This window comes from Rhodococcus sp. IEGM 1318, assembly GCF_033142465.1.
In the GTDB taxonomy this organism is placed as follows: domain Bacteria; phylum Actinomycetota; class Actinomycetes; order Mycobacteriales; family Mycobacteriaceae; genus Rhodococcus_F; species Rhodococcus_F qingshengii_B.
Genome location: NZ_JAWLSC010000005.1, coordinates 265,998 through 282,945, shown reverse-complemented (window position 1 = coordinate 282,945; position 16,948 = coordinate 265,998). Strand labels below are relative to the sequence as shown.

The window sequence follows — 16,948 nt, the reverse complement described above, 5'->3', positions numbered from 1 at the left end:
TGCATCCCTTGGTGATGCCCGACGCGAGAATCAGGGAGAACCGTGGATCAACACCCAGGTCAAGACACCAATCCGCCTGAATACAGCACCAAACAGGCGCGCAAGGCCGGAATCACGGCGTTTGTCGGAACGACAATCGAATGGTTCGACTTCTACATCTACGGAACTGCATCCGCTCTGGTGCTCGGCCCGCTGTTCTTCCCGGATGCGTCGCCGGCGGTGGGAACACTCGCCGCCTTCGCGACTTTTGCCGTGGGATTCGTGGCTCGTCCGGTCGGCGGAGTGGTGTTCGGTCATTTCGGAGACAAGTTCGGTCGCAAGAACGCCGTGATCATCACCCTCGCGCTCATGGGGTTGGGAACTGTAGGTGTCGGCCTCCTCCCTACGTACTCCCAGATCGGGATCTGGGCACCGATACTGCTTGTGGCACTGCGTGTTCTCCAGGGCATTGCCATGGGCGGCGAATGGGGTGGCGCGGTATTGATCGCCACCGAGTTCGCTCCCCCGAAGAAAAAGGTGCTCTACGGTGCGTTTGCGCAGCAGGGTTCACCGGTTGGCAACCTGCTCGCGACGCTGGCCTTCCTCGGCCTGACGTTGATGTCGGATTCCGTGTTCGAGTCGTGGGGTTGGCGTCTGCCGTTCCTCGGATCCGCAGCTTTGGTGATCGTCGCTCTCTACATCCGATTGCACATCTCCGAGACACCCGAGATGAAGAAGGCTGTTGCGGCACAAGAACGTACACGGATGCCGCTGGTCGAAGTGTTGCGTTCGCATCCCGTCGAACTTGCTCTCGGCGTCGGCGCTGTGGTTGCCGGTGTTGCCATCACGTACGTCAAGACAACCTTTGCGCTCTCCTGGGCGACAACGGATCTCGGCTTCGAGCGCAGTGACTTCCTCCTCGTGATCACCGTCGCACTGGTAGCCCAGGCGCTCGTACAGCCTTTCGGTGCTGTGCTGGCCACGCGGATCGATCCGTCGAAAGCGGTCCGTTGGATGCTGCTTCCGGAGATCGTGCTCCTACCACTGATGTTCGTGCTGGTTCAGACGGGCTCCGTGCCCTTGGCGATTCTGGGTATGGTCCTCGCGACGGCGCCTCACGCAATGTATTACGCCGCGTTGGCCGGCATCCTGGCGCAGGTTTTCCCCACCAATGTTCGGTATACCGGCATCTCTCTGTCGTACCAATTGTCGACCGCCGTATTTGCCGGAACGGCCCCGATGGTCAGCCAGTATCTGCTGACGCGAACCAACTCGATCTGGCCGGTCGTAGCTCTAGGGCTCGTGTATGTCGTTCTCTCCCTTGTCTGTATGACTGCTTTGTTGCGCAGGAGTGTGCTGCACGCGCAAGGGCCGGAGTCGACGAGCTCCTCGAACATGACCGATGCTTCCACCCTGAAAGGCGTTGACCACTGATGAACTTTGCACACACCGACCCCGCTCTGACAGCGGTAGTGGACAGATGGACCGCCGGGGCGGGCCGAGAGACGTTGAACGGATTGCTTGACCGACTGGGCCGAGATGCCGCCGGCCGTTTGTCCGAGCTTGCCGACATCGCAGACAAGAACCCGCCGGTGCTGCAGCAATTCGACAAGGCCGGTGACCGCATTGACCGCATCTCTTATCACCCGGCCTACCTGGAGCTGTGCCGGGCGGCGTACAACGAGTACGGCCTGTCCGCCATGTCGCACCGAAAAGGGTTGCACGGATGGGACTCCGTGCATCCGCCACTCGCGAAGTACCTCGCGTCGTACATCTTCGTGCAGGCCGAGTTCGGGCTGGCCTGCCCGGTGTCGATGACAGATGCTGCTGCGCGGACGCTGCGTATGTTCGGTGATCCGGCCGTGTTCGCGCCCTGGATCGACGCGTTGACGTCGACGGACCCAGAGCAGGCGAAGACGGGTGCGATGTTCATGACCGAGATTCAGGCAGGCACCGACATCGCCTGCACCGAAACACGCGCCGAGCGCGACGGTAACGGATGGGTTCTGACGGGCAAGAAGTGGTTCGCCTCCAACCCGGATGCCGATGTGATCATCACCCTCGCAAGATTCCCGGGCGGACAGGATGGTTCGACGCGTGGAGTCGGAATGTTCATGGTGCCCAAGACCTTGGGATCCGGCGAGCGCAACAACCTCACGATCGATCGTCTCAAGGACAAGCTGGGTACGCGTTCCATGCCGAGCGGCGAGGTGACGCTGAACCGCGCGCACGCACTCCAGGTCGGCGAACTCGATCGAGGATTCCGCCAGATGGCTGAGATGGTCAACACGTCTAGGCTGTCCAATGCGATGCGTTCGAGCGCTCTCATGCGCCGAGCAGTCCGCGAAGCCGTCGAACATTCGAAGAGCCGAGTCGTGTTCGGTAAGAAGCTCTTCGATCAGCCACTGATGAGGGCGACTCTTCTTCCCCTCGCACTCGATGCCGAGGCTTCGCTCGCGCTGGTGGCGTACAGCGCGCAGTGTCTTCAGGCTGCAGACGGCGGTGACGATCAAGCGCGAGCACTGATCAGGGTGCTGACGCCGATCGCCAAACACTTCGTGTGCAAACGTGCGCGAGTGGTCACCGGTGAGGCAATGGAGGTGCGCGGTGGCAACGGCTACATCGAGGAATGGGTGAACGCGCGACTGGTGCGAGACGCTCACCTCGGCTCGATCTGGGAGGGGTCGAGCAATGTCATTGCGCTGGACGTACTTCGGTGCCTACGCAAGTTCGACTCGCACCGCACGGTCGCGGGAACGATGACGGACATCCTGTCCACTGTCGGACCTGACTGTGACGCCGGGGCCGGAGTTCTGTTGCGGCGCTGGGAGGAACTGGCCGAGGAGGGAGATCGTCTGATCGCCGGATCTGACGATGCCGCGCAGGCTGCCTGTGCAAAATATGCCGATGAGTTGGCTCGCACCGTGATGGCGAGCCTGCTGTTCGATCTTGCGGATCACGGCATCCGAGAAGGTAACGGGTACCGGTCACTGTTGGTGGCGAACTCCTACCTGGCAGGTCTTGCCGGGAAGGCGCCGTCGGCCGCGCTCGGCAATCTCGAGGTGATTACCGATGGCGGCGACGTGGAGTTGGATGACGCACGCGAGGTCGTCGCCGAGTTCCTCTCTGTGGCAGGAGTTCATCGGTGAATTCTTCCCAAGGCCCCGCACCTCTTGCCGGTGTCCGCGTTCTCGATCTGTCGAAGATCCTTGCCGGACCGTACGCAACTATGTCGCTTGCCGATCTCGGGGCGGACGTCACCAAAATCGAGCACCCCGAGGGCGGCGACCCCACACGTTCGTGGGGACCGCCCTTCGTCGGGGTAGATGCCGCCTACTACCTCGCGATCAACCGCGGTAAGAAGTCGGTGACGATCGACCTCAAGTCCACCGAAGGGCAGGAGATCATCCACCGCATGCTCGAAGAGACCGATGTGGTGGTGGAGAACTTCAAGCCGGGCAGTGGATTACAGAAGATCTTCGACTACCAGGCACTGTCCGAGCGATACCCACATCTGATCACCCTGCACATCTCTGCCTTCGGTGAAGAAGGGCCGCTGCGCGACGAACCGGGGTACGACATGATCGCGCAAGCCGCGGGTGGGCTCATGTCGCTCACCGGTGAACCGGGTGGCGCGCCGATGAAGTCCGGATTTGCGTTGGGGGACTTGGGTGCAGCGCTGTTCGGACTGGTCGGGGTGCTGGCTGCATTGGTCGAGCGGGGCCGGACCGGGCGCGGACAGTACGTGACCACGTCGTTGTACGAGTGCCAACTCGCCATGCACGTGAACTGGGCGACCAGCTACTTCGCCACCGGTGAGCGTCCGACGGCGTTAGGCTCCGGTCACCCGAATCTTGCTCCCTACCAAGCATTTCCTGCCAGCGACGGGTACTTCGTCATCGCTGTCGGCAACGACGCGATGTGGGCGTCGCTGTGCGAGGCGATCGGTCGAGGCGAACTGGCGACCGAGCCTCGTTTTGTCCACAACCGCGAGCGGGTGGAGAACCGCGAGAGCTTGGAACGAGAACTCACCAGCGCCTTTGCGTCCGGAACCGTCGAATACTGGTGCGCTCTGCTCGCCGAACGAGCGGTACCGGTCTCTCCGATCCGGCATCTCGACGAGATCTACTCCGATCCCCACACCGCCGCGCTCGGCATGGTCGGAACCGTCGACCATCCGGCGCTCGGACCGTTGAAGCAAGTGGCCTTTCCGGTCAACTTCTCCGGACAGAGGCCGCGCCTGACGTCGGCGCCGCCCGTTCTCGGCGCCGACAACGACGAGGTGTTGGGCACCACTCAGGCGAGTCCGCTCAATGCCGGTGCCGTGTTGTCATCCCGCCAGCCGATGGCCTCGACAAGCGTCGTCAGGTCGTAGTCAGGTCCGCTGACGCCGACGGTGAAGAGCGAGACGCCGTCGGCGACCTGGTCGGCAGCATTTTCGAGCCCAGGCCACGGCACCGAGTGCTCCACTTCCACCGGGTTCCGGCCCACGTCGGCGCAGTGGTCGGAGAGTATGTCTGACTTGCGCAGGTGTGTCTCGCGGTCGCCGAAGCTGTGCCAGACGTCGGCGTACTCGGCGACCAGGCGCAGGGTCTTCTTCTCACCGCCACCGCCGATGAGGACCGGGATGCTGCGCGTCGGCGGCGGGTTGCCCTTCGCCAGGCGGCCCGTGATGCGGGGGAGGTATTCGCCCAGCAGTTTCAGCCGTGAGCCGGGGGTGCCGAAGTCGTATCCGAACTGGTCGTAGTCCTTCTCGAACCAGCCGGCACCGATACCGAGGATCAGACGACCGCCGCTGATGTGGTCGACGGTTCGCGCCATGTCGGCCAGCAGATCCGGATTGCGGTAGCCGCCGCCGGTGACCAGGGCGCCGATTTCGACGCGTTCGGTCTGCTCGGCCCAGGCTCCCAGCATTGTCCAGCATTCGAAGTGGGCGCCGTCGGGATCGCCGGTCAACGGGTAGAAGTGGTCCCAGTTGAAGACGATGTCCACCCCGGCGTCCTCGGACCGCAAGACGGCGTCGCGTATCAACCCGTAATCGGGTGCGTGCTGAGGTTGGAGTTGAACACCGATACGTACCGGACGAGTCATGCCACGCTCCTGACGAGAGGAATGGTTGTCTTCTCCCATCATGGCCGGGTGTGCGCGGTACCGCTACCGCCGCCGTCGGTGACGGGTATGCCCGCTTTGTTCCCACCCCTTTTCGAGCGAACGGTACGTTCGGCGCCTTAGATCGACTGAACGTGCCGTTCGCTCAAAATGGGGGGGCAAAACAGGGGTGGTCTGCCCACAGCAGACAGGCGGGGTCCCGACACCGCTGCGCCGGTAGGAATGGATTCATGACTACCGAAGCACCCACCGATACCGGCTACCGTGACCTGTTGACAGACAGGCTCTTCCGACAGCGAACCATTCTGCTCACCGGCGAGGTCAACGACGCCATGGCCGAACGTGTGTGTTCGGAACTGGTACTACTCGCCACCACCGACCCCAAGCGCGACATCGTGCTCTACATCAATTCACCCGGCGGATCGGTGTTTGCCGGTCTGGCCATCTACGACACGATGAAGCTCATCCCCAACGACGTCGTGACGGTCGCGATGGGCTTCGCCGCCAGCATGGGCCAGGTGCTTCTCTGCTCCGGTACCCACGGCAAGCGAATCAGCCTGGCGCACAGCCGCATCATGATGCACCAACCTTCGGCAGGTATCGGTGGCACTGCGGTGGACATTGCGATCCAGGCCGAGAGCCTCGAGTTGATGAAGCGTCAATCGCAGGAAATCCTCGCCGCCGAGACGGGCCGGACCGTCGAGGAGATCGAGACCGACAGCGATCGGGATCGTTGGTTCACCGCCGAGCAGGCGCGCGAGTACGGAATCGTCGACCGCGTCGTGACGTCCTTCGCCGAGATAGCACCGCAAGCCACCTTCCCCAAGATCGGATTGTGACGTCATGTCCCAGTATACGATTCCCAGTGTCATCGAGCGAACGCCAACGGGTGAGCGGTCTTTCGACATCTTCAGCAGGCTGCTCAACGAACGCATCGTTTTTCTCGGCACAGAGATCGACGACGGCGTCGCCAATGTCGTGATGGCTCAGATGCTGCATCTGCAGGCCGACAACCCGGATCGCGAAATCGGTTTGTACATCAACTCTCCCGGCGGTTCCACCACGGCAATGCTCGCGATCTACGACACCATGCAGTTCTTGAAACCCACCATTTCCACGTACTGCATGGGGCAAGCGGCGTCGGCTGCTGCAGTGCTTCTGGCCGCCGGTACTCCCGGCCATCGGCATGTTCTCGCCCATTCGCGGGTGCTGCTGCACCAACCGTCGACGCAAGGTAGTGGCACCATCTCGGACCTCGCGCTTCAAGCCGCCGAGATCCTGCGAATCCGGGAGCAGACCGAGGCGATTCTGAGTAAGCACACCGGTCAGAGCGTCGAGCGACTACGAAAGGACACCGATCGCGACAGGATCTTCACTGCCGACGACGCTATCTCCTACGGACTGGCTGACACCCTCATCGAAGGGAACTGATCAGGCTGCCATCAGGACTGGACCGGAGATCGGTGCGGGAGAATGTCCGAAGGTGAGGGAGTTGAGCGCAACGATCCTGTTGCCCGCTCGGAACAGCAGGTGCTCGAGCGGCATCCCGAGCGCTTCGCAGATGGCGCGCAGAATTTCCGACGACGGTTCCTTCTTGCCCCGTTCGATCTCGGAGAGGTACTGCTTCGACATCCCGACCTTTGCGGCGACGTCGTCGAGAGTTCGGTCCTGGTCGCGTCGGACCTCCCTCAATACTCGTCCGTAGGCTTCACGAATCAGTGGGGGTTTGCGCACGGCAACAGCAGGATCGGGATGTTCGGACCCATCCTTGACCAGGACTAATCTGCGCGGCGCATCCATAGGCCGAGTATTCCAGTCGGCCGGTTCGGACACCACCGGGTTCGCCGAGGGCTGATAACCCTCAACTTGTCCGGACACCACCGGCAAGGAACATCGCGCGAAGAACGAAGGCCGCCTCGGGTCCGACGATCTCGCCGACCAGGTTCGTATAGCGGTCGACGAACTCGGGCCCGTGGGAAGCCTCGTCGGAAGTGGGGTCACCGAGGTGGTGCGCAAGTTCGTGCAAGACAACGAATTCGCGTAGCGCCCACCGGCCGTCACGGTCGTCTGGAACGGCGATGACGTCGTTCGAATAGTGGGCGGCAGCATTACCGGCGCGAGAGCGTACGGACACCGAAACGGTTGCGCGAGGCCAGGTCTCCCGAATCCAGTTCAGCCCGAGTAGTTGGTCGCAGTACGCCTGGACCGACTCCACGGAACCGAATTTGCGCTCGACCGGCAGGGTGATGGTGGAACCCATGACCTCGACGCTCCGAAGGCCGCGCTCGTCGGCGCGATCGAACATGTTGCGTACCAACGTCTCTGCCTCGTAGACCGCGCTGCGCTGGGTATCCCTCATGAGTCGAGTTGTCCGCGCACCCCGCCGATTTCCGGAAGGTTGCCTAGACGCGCGGAGCGCGCCGCCCGATCACCCGCCCGTCGAGCATGCGAGGAATGCCCGGCACTCGCGCGGCCACCGCCTCGCCACGTCCCACGCGCTTTGGAGTTGGACGAGTAGTAGTCCTCGAGCTCGATTTCCTTGTTACGCAGCACGAGTGCGGTTTCCGAAGATGACGCGGCCGACTCGGCGATCGCCGCCTTCTCCGTCTGCTGCTTCGTCTCGGCCAACCGAGCGCCGATGCGAGACGCATACGCCATCTGGAAGTTCAGGCGCGCCGTCACTCCGGCTACCGGCTTGCGGACCTGAGTGTTGACGCGTCGTCGTCCACGAGTTTCGACGACGGTCCGCACGGACGTTTCGCCGCGGTACGCCCCGGAGCGCACGTACGCGTCGGAGTCACGCACCATCTGGAAGAGCAAGCTCGAGTACAGGGCTTCGCACACGTCGATGTCACCGGCGAAGCCGTAGGCGTAGATGACGGCCGACGTCTGAGCGATGTCGCACTGCACGTCATTGGCAGCGGCGATCGCGATGAACAACTGAGCGTACGTTCGCAGCCCGCGCTTACCCGGTTCGCCGATGGTGATGAGCCGTTGAGTGGGTGTCGCACGTTTTTCCGAAGACGCGGTGTGCGCACGAGCGACCGCCAGATCGATGGCGGAACTGGTGGCCAACCGCTGCGCGGCGGCCATGAAGGCTTCACCTTCGTGTGGATTGTCGGTGGACTCCGCTTGGCGAAGCAGCGCACCGATGCGGGTCAGCATCTTCTCCGAACTCACCGTGAAAGACTACGCTCGCGCGCCGACACGGACGTTTATGCTGCTAGCGCACACGCTCACCCTCAACTTGGATCGTCCGGCACGTTCCTGCCGGTAGAAGGGATCAACCTCGTCATGGCTTCAGTGACTTTCGAGAGCACCACCTGCCTGTTCCCCGGATCGAACACTCCGGCAGTGGACAAGCTCGACCTCGAGATCGAGGACGGCGAGTTCCTCGTCCTCGTCGGACCCTCCGGCTGCGGAAAGTCGACAACCCTGCGCATGCTCGCCGGGCTCGAAGACGTCCACAGCGGACGCATCCTCATCGGCGACCGAGACGTCACCGGTCAGGAACCGAAAGAGCGTGACATCGCGATGGTCTTCCAGAACTACGCGCTGTACCCGCACATGTCGGTGGCCGAGAACATGGGTTTTGCGCTCAAGCTCGCCGGAACCAACAAGACGGAGATCCGCGCCCGCGTCGAAGAGGTCGCGAAGATGCTCGACCTCGAGCCGTACCTCGACCGCAAGCCCAAGGCGCTGTCCGGTGGTCAGCGTCAGCGAGTGGCGATGGGCCGCGCCATCGTCCGCCAGCCGCAGGTCTTCCTGATGGACGAGCCCCTCTCGAATCTCGACGCGAAACTCCGTGTTCAGACGCGCACGCAGATCGCTCAGCTGCAACGACGCCTCGCGACGACGATGGTCTACGTGACCCACGACCAGGTCGAGGCCATGACGATGGGTGACCGCGTCGCTGTCCTCGAAAAGGGAATCCTGCAGCAGTGCGCCTCGCCGCGCGAGCTCTACAACAAGCCGAAGAACGTCTTCGTCGCCGGCTTCATGGGTTCACCCGCGATGAACCTGTTCACCCTCCCCGTCGTCGACGGCGGCGTGGCTTTCGGCGACGGAATCGTTCCGGTGCCGCGCGAGACGATGAATGGCGTCGTCGAAACCGAGGTTGTCCTGGGTATTCGCCCCGAGCACCTCGAGATCGCCGCCGAAGGCCTGCCGATGGAGGTCGACGTCGTCGAGGAACTCGGCTCGGATGCCTACGTCTACGGCCGGACCACGATCGGTGGACGGTTGCAGCAGATCGTCTCGCGTGGTGACTGGCGTAATCCGCCGCAGAAGGGCGAGCGCGTCAACCTGCGCGTCGACCCCGAGAAGGTGCACATTTTTGCGACCACCGACGGGCGTCGCCTGGGTTAGGTGGACCTGTCAAACGACACATGACCGATTCAGGTTCGGCGTAATACCCACAAGTACGGGTGTCTCGTGCCACAGTAGGGGCCGATGCCGGGAGCCGGCACTCATGGCGCATGCCGTGAGCAGGCTCTCGGTGACCGTCTATTTGTCATACACATACGGGGAGCGAATCCATGGTTCTGAACTCGAAGGCGATGCGCCGCGCTGCAATTGCAGCCACGGCAGCGTCCATGCTGGTACTGGCGGGCTGCTCGTCCGATTCTGACAAGGACAGCGGAACCAGCACCACGGCCGCATCCGGGGGATCGTCCTCGAGCGAAGGCCGCGGACCCATCACGATCGTCGAGGGGCAGGATGCCCTGAACGAGGCGCTCGAAAACATCATCACCGACTGGAATGCCGAGCATCCGGACGAGAAGGTCACGCTCAAGCCGCTGGCCAAGGAAGCCAACGCGCAGGTCGACGACATCACCCAGCGCATGCAGGCCAAGAGCGACGAGTACGACCTCATCGGTGTCGACGTCGTCAACACCGCCCAGTTCGCCGCAAACGGCTGGCTGCTGCCGCTCGAGGGTGACCTCGCGATCGACGAGTCCGGCCTCCTGCCGTCGACCGTCGCTTCGGGCACCTACAACGGCAAGCTCTACGCAGCGCCGAAGAACACCAACGCCGCGTTCCTGTACTACCGCAAGGACCTCGTCGAGAAGGCTCCCACTACGTGGGCCGAGCTCAAGGAAAACTGCCCGAAGGCTGTCGAAGCCGGCATCTCCTGCTACATCGGTCAGTTCAAGAACTACGAGGGCCTGACGGTCAACACCACCGAGATCACCAACGCTTTCGACGGCCCGTGGGTCGGCCCGGACGGACTCACCCCGGCCATCGACGACAAGACGAAGGCAGGCGTTCAGTCGATCGTCGACAACTTCGCCGACAACACCATCCCGCAGGAAGCACTGACCTACTCCGAGGGCGAGTCGCAGACTGCGTTCGGTGACGGCAAGGCGCTCTTCATGCGCACGTGGTCCGGCTTCTCGGTCGACGGTGAGAAGACCTCGGTTGCCGGCAAGTACGGCTACACCGTTCTTCCGGGTGTCGACGGACCGGGCGCTTCGACGGTTGGCGGCTACAACGTCGGTATCAGCGCGTACTCGGACGCACCGGCCACGGCTCGTGACTTCCTCGAGTTCATGCAGACCAAGAAGTCGCAGACGTACTTCACCGAGGTCGGCGGCGCCCCCGTCCTCTCGGCTGTCTACGACGACCCGGCAGTGCTCGCTCAGTTCCCGTACTTCGCGACCCTGAAGGAAGCACTCGCTACCGCTCAGCCTCGCCCCGTCACGCCGTACTACACGCAGGTGTCGAAGTCGATCTCCGACAACACCTACGCTGCTATTCGCGGCGAGAAGACCGTCGAGCAGGCCTTGGCGGACACCAAGGCCGGCATCGAAACCGCCGGTAACTGATCTACCAGGAGCAATAAGCAATGGCAGAACCGCAGGATCCTTCCGCGGCTGTGCCTACCAACCCCACGGTCGGGGCCGGTTCAACCGGTCCCGACCGTTCGGGCGTTGGTGGGAGACACCGTGCACCGGAACCGCTAGAAGAGCCGTCGGCATCCGAGGCAGCAGGGACATCCCTGACCAAGGTTCTGCCTGACCTTGCAGCTACTCCACCCCCACCAACCTCGCCCCCGCCTGCGTCGGCCGACAAGCCGAAGAAGCGTCGACGAGTTCCCGTGTGGGCGTTCGTCGCACCGTCGCTGATCGTTCTCGCCGTCATCATTCTGTATCCGCTCGGACGAGCGATCTGGATGTCGATGCACAGCGACGGCAAGAAACTCGATCCCGAGACCGGCATGTTCGTCACCGGTCAGTTCACGTGGTTCGACAACTACAAGAACTGGATCACCCAGTCCTGCAACACCGCCAACGGCTCGATTCCCTGCCCGCCCGGCACACTCGGATCGCAGTTCTGGCAGTCGATCGGAAATACGTTCGGCTTCACCGTCGTCACCGTCCTGCTCGAGACGGTGATCGGTCTGTCGATGGCACTGATCATGGCCAAGACGTTCCGCGGACGCGGTTTGCTCCGCGCCTCCGTGCTGATTCCCTGGGCCATCCCCACCGCCGTCACCGCGAAGCTGTGGTTCTTCATCTTCGCCAACGACGGCATCGCCAACAAGATCCTCGGCACCAACATCCTGTGGACGGCCGATCCCTGGCCGGCACGATTCGCGATCGTCGTCGCCGACGTCTGGAAGACCGCGCCGTTCATGGCGTTGCTGATTCTCGCGGGTCTGCAGATGATTCCCGCCGACGTCTACGAGGCCGCCAAGGTCGACGGCGCAACGGCGTGGCAGCGGTTCCGCATGATCACGCTTCCGCTGGTCAAGCCCGCACTCATGGTGGCGGTGCTTTTCCGCACGATGGACGCGCTGCGCATGTACGACCTGCCCGCGATCATGATGGGATCCAACCCCGCCACCTCCACCATCTCGGTTCTGGTGGTCGATCAGATGCGCGTCGGCGCCAATTCGGCGTCGGCACTGTCCACCATCACGTTCCTCATCATCTTCGCTGTGGCCTTCATCCTGGTCCGATTCCTCGGAGCCAATGCGGTCAGCACGCAGGAAAAGCAGCGGAAGGGGGAGCCGGTATGAACAAGGCACTACGCGGCAAGATCGGCACCTACATCGGCGTCGTACTGATCATCGTGTGGGGACTCGCTCCCTGCTACTGGATGATCGTGACGGCGCTGCGCGACCCGGCGGATACGTTCTCCACGTCGCTGTGGCCCACCAATCTCACGCTGTCCAACTTCACCGCGGCGCTCGATCCCGACGCCAAGGTGAACTTCACTCGTGCACTGATGAACAGCCTCATCATCGCGGGCGCGACCACGCTGATCGCCTTGGTCATCGGCGTGTTCACTGCGTACGCGCTTTCGCGTTTCGATTTCCGTGGCAAATACTTCGTCACCGGAATCATCCTCGGTGCGTCCATGTTCCCGGTCGTCGCCCTCGTGACTCCGCTGTTCCAGTTGTTCACCGACATCGGCTGGATCGGCAGCTACAAAGCGCTGATCATCCCGAACATCTCGTTCGTGCTGCCGCTGACGGTCTACACGCTGACGTCGTTCTTCTCCGAACTTCCGTGGGAGCTCGAAGAAGCGGCGCGTATCGACGGCGCCACCCGTGGCCAGGCCTTCCGTCTGATCATGCTGCCACTGGCCGCGCCGGCACTGTTCACCACCGCGATCCTGGCTTTCATCGCGACGGTCAACGAGTACCTGCTATCGCTGCAACTCTCGAGTGACAAAACCGCGCCTGTCACGGTGGCGATGGCCAAATTCTCCGGAACCGACCCATTCGTCACGCCGTACACCTCGATCATGGCCGGCGGAACCCTCGTGATGGTCCCGCTGGTCATCATGGTTCTCATCTTCCAGCGACGCATCATCGCCGGTCTGACCGCAGGCGGCGTCAAGTCGTGATGCGGGCCGCACGGTTGCGATGAGGCGGGCTTCGCGCGCCCAGCGCATGGAGCTGATTGCCGGCTTCATCTCGGTCTTCACCCTCATGGCGTTGATCGGCGCTGTGGTCGCGATCGTCAAGGGTGACCCCGGCGTGATGCCGTCTTTGGTGCTGCTCGGTTGCGTCGTCGCTCTCGGGCTGGCGTTCCGCGGATACCGGAACGCGGTCCGAGCAGAACGTCGCGAATAGCCAGCCCGGTAGGGTGACATTTCGGTATCGCAGTTGCCGGGAGTTATCTGATCGAGATATGACCCTGGTGGAATGGTGCCGGTAAGTCCGGATCCACGACCGGGAGTGTTGAGTGAGTCCATCGAACAGATCGAGTGCGACGGGTGGCGATCAGTCGTCGGCTCGATCGGGCAAGTCGGCTAATTCGCCTCGGTCGAGTAAGTCGGCCAAGCCGGCGAAGAAGCAGCGCTCGAAGTGGCGGTACGTCCGGCGGACCATCTACGTTCTCGTGCTCCTGATGATCATCGTGCCTGCGTCGGTTTTTGCTGTCGCGTACAGCCGGACCGACGTCCCGCGCCCCTCGGACATGCAGACCAATCAGGTGTCCACCATCTACATGGCCGACGGCACGACCGTGCTCGGCAAAGTGGTGCCGCCAGAGGGAAACCGGACCGAGGTCGCGTTGTCGGCCATCCCGATTCACGTCCGCGATTCGGTGCTCTCGGCGGAGGATCGTAACTTCTACACCAACCCCGGATTCTCGATCTCGGGATTTGCTCGCGCTGCTCGCGACAACGTGATGGGCAAGGAAAGCGCCGGCGGTGGCTCGACGATCACGCAGCAATACGTGAAGAACGTGTTGGTGGGCGACAAGCGCAGTATCGACCGAAAGCTGCGTGAGCTTGTCATCTCCGCGAAGATGGCGCGCGAGTGGTCCAAGGACGACATCCTTGCCGCGTATCTCAACACCATCTACTTCGGCCGCGGTGCTTACGGCATCGCCGCCGCATCCAACGCGTACTTCGACAAGCCGGTCAGTGAGCTGAGCGTCGAGGAAGGCGCAGTTCTTGCCTCCGTCATCCAGAGCCCGTCGTTCCTGGACCCCGAGACCAATCTGTCCGCGCTGCAAGCACGCTGGGACTACGTTCTCAACGGCATGGTCGAACTGGGCAGCCTGACCAAGACGGATCGCGACGCGATGCAGTTCCCGGCTGTCGCCCCCGCCAATCGGCCGACCGATCTGAACCAGGCACCAGGACCCGAAGGCCACATCAAGACTCAGGTGCTCAAGGAACTGGCCGAGGCGGGTATCAGCGATCAGACGCTGAACACCGCTGGTCTGCAGATCACGACGACCATCGACCCGGTTGCGCAGGAAGCTGCGCTGAACGCGGTCAAGCGGAATCTCGACGGTGAACCGGAAGATCTGCGGACCGCAGTAGTGTCCATCGACCCCAAGACTGGTGGCGTCGACGCCTACTACGGCGGTGACGACGGAGCCGGATTCGACTACGCCCAGGCGCCGCTGCAGACCGGTTCCGCGTTCAAGGTCTTCGGCCTGGTCGCGGCGTTGATGGAAGATATTCCGCTGTCCGCACGGTTCGACAGTTCACCGCTCACGATCAACGGTGTGACGATCGGAAACGTCGGCGGCGAATCCTGTGGTCGATGCACCATCGCCGAGGCACTCAAGCGCTCGCTGAACACCAGCTTCTACCGGTTGATGCTCTCGATGGAGGACGGTCCCCAGAAGATCGCCGACGCCGCTCACCTGGCCGGACTGCCAGAACACATTCCCGGACTCGACTACCCGACGCTTACGCAAGAGGGTGGTCCGCCGGAGAACGGAATCGTGCTCGGCCAGTATCAGTCTCGCGTCATCGACATGGCGTCCGCGTATGCGACGCTCGCCAACTCCGGTGTGTACCAGCAGCCGCACTTCATCCAGAAGGTCGTGACGGCTGAAGGTGAAGTCCTGCTCGATCGCCCGGTGTCTCCCGGTGAGCGTCGTCTCGATGCGGCTGTTGCGGACAACATCACGCAGGCCATGCTCCCGATCGCGTCGTACTCCAACGGTCACGCGCTTGCCGGTGGACGCCCGTCCGCTGCCAAGACCGGCACCGCGCAGCTGGGCGACACCGGGCAGAACAAGGATGCATGGATGGTCGGTTACACGCCGTCGCTGTCCACCGCGGTGTGGATCGGAACTTCCGATGCGCAGGCCATCACTAACTCCTACGGTGGTTTGATCTACGGCTCCGGAGTGCCTGCGGACATCTGGAAGAGCACGATGGACGGCGCGCTGAAGGGATCCGACTGGGAGAGCTTCCCGTGGCCGGACCCCATCGGCGGGCAGGCCGGCGTTCCCGCGAACTCCGGTGTGACCTCGGGCGACGGAACGGGCACGCCCACGACGGGGGCAGCCCCTCCCCCAGCGCCCATCGAGGTGCCCGGCCTACCGCCGATCGAAGTGCCGCAGCTTCCCCAGTTGCCGCGTCAGATCGAGATCCTGCCTGGCATCGTCATCCCGCTCCCGGGCTGACAAGCAGCGCTCGATTCTCTGGCGCTCAGGCCTGATCGTCGAAGAGGCCGAGTTGCGTCGGCGCTGCATCTTTGGCGGGAAGCACGACGACGCGCAGTCCGCGCCTGAGGTTGCGGATCGCGTGCGTCCACGCGCGCTTCTCGCCCGCACACAGGTCGGTGTCGTCGTCCTTGCGCCGGATGGACTCGGTCAACGCCTCGTGCCACGCCGTCTCCTGCTCCTGACTGATCCGCAGGTAGTCGAGAATAGTGTCGCGGTCGTGTTCACAGATCACGGCAACCTCTTCGGCGCTGAGCTCACCCGTTCCGTCGGCGTCGAGTTCGAGGAGCGCCATGAGCGCCGGAGGAAATTCGTGGCACTCGTGTGACTCGTATTCGGCACCGGGATCTTCGTGCTCGGAGGCCATGCCGTCGTTGAAGGCGGTGTCTCCGGTTGCGCGAATGGGTTGCCCGCCCAGTTCTTCGGCGAGTTCGTCCGATGCTTCGGCCAATTCGGCGAACGAGCGCAGAGCCCGCAGCAGATGCTCGGCGACGAAGGGTGCGCCGTCCACGCGGACCACGCCCAGCACACTCTGCTCGACAAGAATGAGTTTGATGGTCGGCCACTGCCGATTGAGCTGGGCAAGAACAACAGCAGCGTTCTCGAGGTTCTCGACCGAATGCACGACCCGTGAGAACACCTCCACGTACTCGTCGTCCTCGAGGACACGAACATAGGTGACCTGCTCACCGCGGACCAGCGGGATGTCGCCGTCGTCGTCACGCTTGGGCGGATGACCGAGAAGGCGTTCGACGGCCCCGTCGACCAGGATCCGCAGCATGTCGCCCGAACCCGAGGGAGCGTGCGACGGCGTCGTGGCGAACGCCGGCGTCGACTCGCGTCCACTGGTGCTGGCACGCAGGAACGACGGGTGCGCAATGCTCCACATCTCGCGGAAGACGCGGAGCACCTTTGTCACCAGTTCCTCGGGACGAGCGCGGTCGACGTCGATGTAGAAGGACATGGACCCGTTGCCCTCGGGCTCGTGCTCGCACAGATCGGGAGCGTTGAACCCCATGTCGAGTAGTGAGGAGTGGTCTTCCGGTTCGAGCATCCGCAGTGGATGCAGAAACCTGTTGGAAGGAACTTCACAGCGCACGGAGGTCTGGTTCCATGCGAAGAACTGGATGCACGCGGGTGCGTCTGCCAGTTCGTCCATGCTGTCGTAATGCGACTCCACCACGAGGGTGTCGTCGTCCTCCATCACGGAGATGTAGCGAGCGAGATGAGTCTCGAAAGTAGTCCAGGCACTCAGGATTTCCAGATCGAAAGTATTGTCCGACATCGTCGCTCCTCTGGTCCGGGGGCGCATAGGCCCTATCGACGACACGCCGAAACCCCTGCTTTTCAAACCCCGCCTACGACGGTAGTCCTGGGGTCCGACAGTGACCATTGGGCGAAGAAGAAGGAGGATCGCGATATCCCTGGCAGTG

General features: G+C 62.9%; 16 protein-coding genes. 11 read left to right on the top strand and 5 right to left on the bottom strand.

Features of this window, described 5'->3' with window-relative positions:
- The first annotated feature begins 42 nt into the window (after nt 1–42).
- Genes R4P65_RS14555 through R4P65_RS14545 form a run of 3 tightly spaced genes read left to right on the top strand, consistent with a single transcriptional unit; the run spans nt 43 to nt 4,354 of the window.
- On the top strand, nt 43–1,413 hold the full coding sequence (locus R4P65_RS14555) for an MFS transporter (protein ID WP_317827039.1): 1,371 nt from the start codon (nt 43–45) through the stop codon (nt 1,411–1,413).
- Nucleotides 1,413–3,128 carry an acyl-CoA dehydrogenase family protein gene (locus R4P65_RS14550; RefSeq protein WP_317827038.1) on the top strand — a complete coding sequence of 572 codons (1,716 nt, stop codon included), beginning with the start codon at nt 1,413–1,415 and terminating at the stop codon, nt 3,126–3,128. Before R4P65_RS14555 ends, R4P65_RS14550 begins: the two co-directional genes overlap by 1 nt.
- Nucleotides 3,125–4,354 (top strand): CoA transferase, encoded by a 1,230-nt coding sequence (locus tag R4P65_RS14545; protein WP_317827036.1) that lies wholly within the window; start codon nt 3,125–3,127, stop codon nt 4,352–4,354. The genes R4P65_RS14550 and R4P65_RS14545 overlap by 4 nt, the downstream gene beginning before the upstream one ends.
- Here R4P65_RS14545 and R4P65_RS14540 read toward each other — a convergent pair.
- Nucleotides 4,276–5,070 (bottom strand): LLM class F420-dependent oxidoreductase, encoded by a 795-nt coding sequence (locus tag R4P65_RS14540; protein WP_317827035.1) that lies wholly within the window; start codon nt 5,068–5,070, stop codon nt 4,276–4,278. The two genes, R4P65_RS14545 and R4P65_RS14540, sit on opposite strands and share 79 nt — an antisense overlap.
- Before the next feature lie 248 nt (nt 5,071–5,318).
- Here R4P65_RS14540 and R4P65_RS14535 point away from each other — a divergent pair, with 248 nt between their 5' ends.
- Together R4P65_RS14535 and R4P65_RS14530 are read left to right on the top strand one after the other, a co-directional pair.
- Entirely contained in the window at nt 5,319–5,927 is a 609-nt protein-coding gene (locus R4P65_RS14535; RefSeq protein ID WP_020909763.1) for a ClpP family protease, read from the top strand.
- Between the two features lie 4 nt (nt 5,928–5,931).
- On the top strand, nt 5,932–6,519 hold the full coding sequence (locus R4P65_RS14530) for an ATP-dependent Clp protease proteolytic subunit (RefSeq protein ID WP_003945993.1): 588 nt from the start codon (nt 5,932–5,934) through the stop codon (nt 6,517–6,519).
- On the opposite strand, the gene R4P65_RS14525 is transcribed toward R4P65_RS14530, so the two are convergent.
- From R4P65_RS14525 to R4P65_RS14515, 3 genes are all read right to left on the bottom strand, one after another.
- Entirely contained in the window at nt 6,520–6,888 is a 369-nt protein-coding gene (locus R4P65_RS14525) for a helix-turn-helix domain-containing protein (RefSeq protein WP_217018135.1), read from the bottom strand.
- 61 nt (nt 6,889–6,949) lie between these two features.
- The gene (locus R4P65_RS14520) at nt 6,950–7,447 is read right to left on the bottom strand and encodes a TIGR04338 family metallohydrolase (RefSeq protein ID WP_317827034.1); all 498 of its coding nucleotides are present in this window, start codon (nt 7,445–7,447) and stop codon (nt 6,950–6,952) included.
- The gene (locus tag R4P65_RS14515; protein WP_317827033.1) at nt 7,444–8,268 is read right to left on the bottom strand and encodes a DUF2786 domain-containing protein; all 825 of its coding nucleotides are present in this window, start codon (nt 8,266–8,268) and stop codon (nt 7,444–7,446) included. Before R4P65_RS14515 ends, R4P65_RS14520 begins: the two co-directional genes overlap by 4 nt.
- A gap of 114 nt (nt 8,269–8,382) precedes the next feature.
- Here R4P65_RS14515 and R4P65_RS14510 point away from each other — a divergent pair, with 114 nt between their 5' ends.
- The 6 genes from R4P65_RS14510 (at nt 8,383) to R4P65_RS14485 (ending at nt 15,476) form a co-directional block, all read left to right on the top strand.
- Nucleotides 8,383–9,456: an ABC transporter ATP-binding protein gene (locus tag R4P65_RS14510; RefSeq protein ID WP_003946073.1), complete on the top strand. Its 1,074-nt coding sequence runs from the start codon at nt 8,383–8,385 to the stop codon at nt 9,454–9,456.
- A 170-nt stretch (nt 9,457–9,626) separates the two neighbouring features.
- A complete protein-coding gene (locus R4P65_RS14505) occupies nt 9,627–10,916 on the top strand; it encodes an ABC transporter substrate-binding protein (protein ID WP_003946022.1) in 1,290 nt (429 codons plus the stop codon).
- Between the two features lie 20 nt (nt 10,917–10,936).
- Nucleotides 10,937–12,112 carry a carbohydrate ABC transporter permease gene (locus tag R4P65_RS14500; protein WP_007735224.1) on the top strand — a complete coding sequence of 392 codons (1,176 nt, stop codon included), beginning with the start codon at nt 10,937–10,939 and terminating at the stop codon, nt 12,110–12,112.
- The gene (locus R4P65_RS14495; RefSeq protein ID WP_003946046.1) at nt 12,109–12,945 is read left to right on the top strand and encodes a carbohydrate ABC transporter permease; all 837 of its coding nucleotides are present in this window, start codon (nt 12,109–12,111) and stop codon (nt 12,943–12,945) included. The genes R4P65_RS14500 and R4P65_RS14495 overlap by 4 nt, the downstream gene beginning before the upstream one ends.
- Nucleotides 12,946–12,964: 19 nt before the next feature.
- A complete protein-coding gene (locus R4P65_RS14490) occupies nt 12,965–13,174 on the top strand; it encodes a hypothetical protein (RefSeq protein ID WP_230817733.1) in 210 nt (69 codons plus the stop codon).
- A gap of 112 nt (nt 13,175–13,286) precedes the next feature.
- Nucleotides 13,287–15,476, top strand: coding sequence for a transglycosylase domain-containing protein (locus R4P65_RS14485; protein ID WP_317827032.1), 2,190 nt, complete (start codon nt 13,287–13,289; stop codon nt 15,474–15,476).
- A gap of 25 nt (nt 15,477–15,501) precedes the next feature.
- On the opposite strand, the gene R4P65_RS14480 is transcribed toward R4P65_RS14485, so the two are convergent.
- Entirely contained in the window at nt 15,502–16,800 is a 1,299-nt protein-coding gene (locus tag R4P65_RS14480; RefSeq protein ID WP_230817730.1) for a T3SS (YopN, CesT) and YbjN peptide-binding chaperone 1, read from the bottom strand.
- Nucleotides 16,801–16,948: the final 148 nt, after the last annotated feature.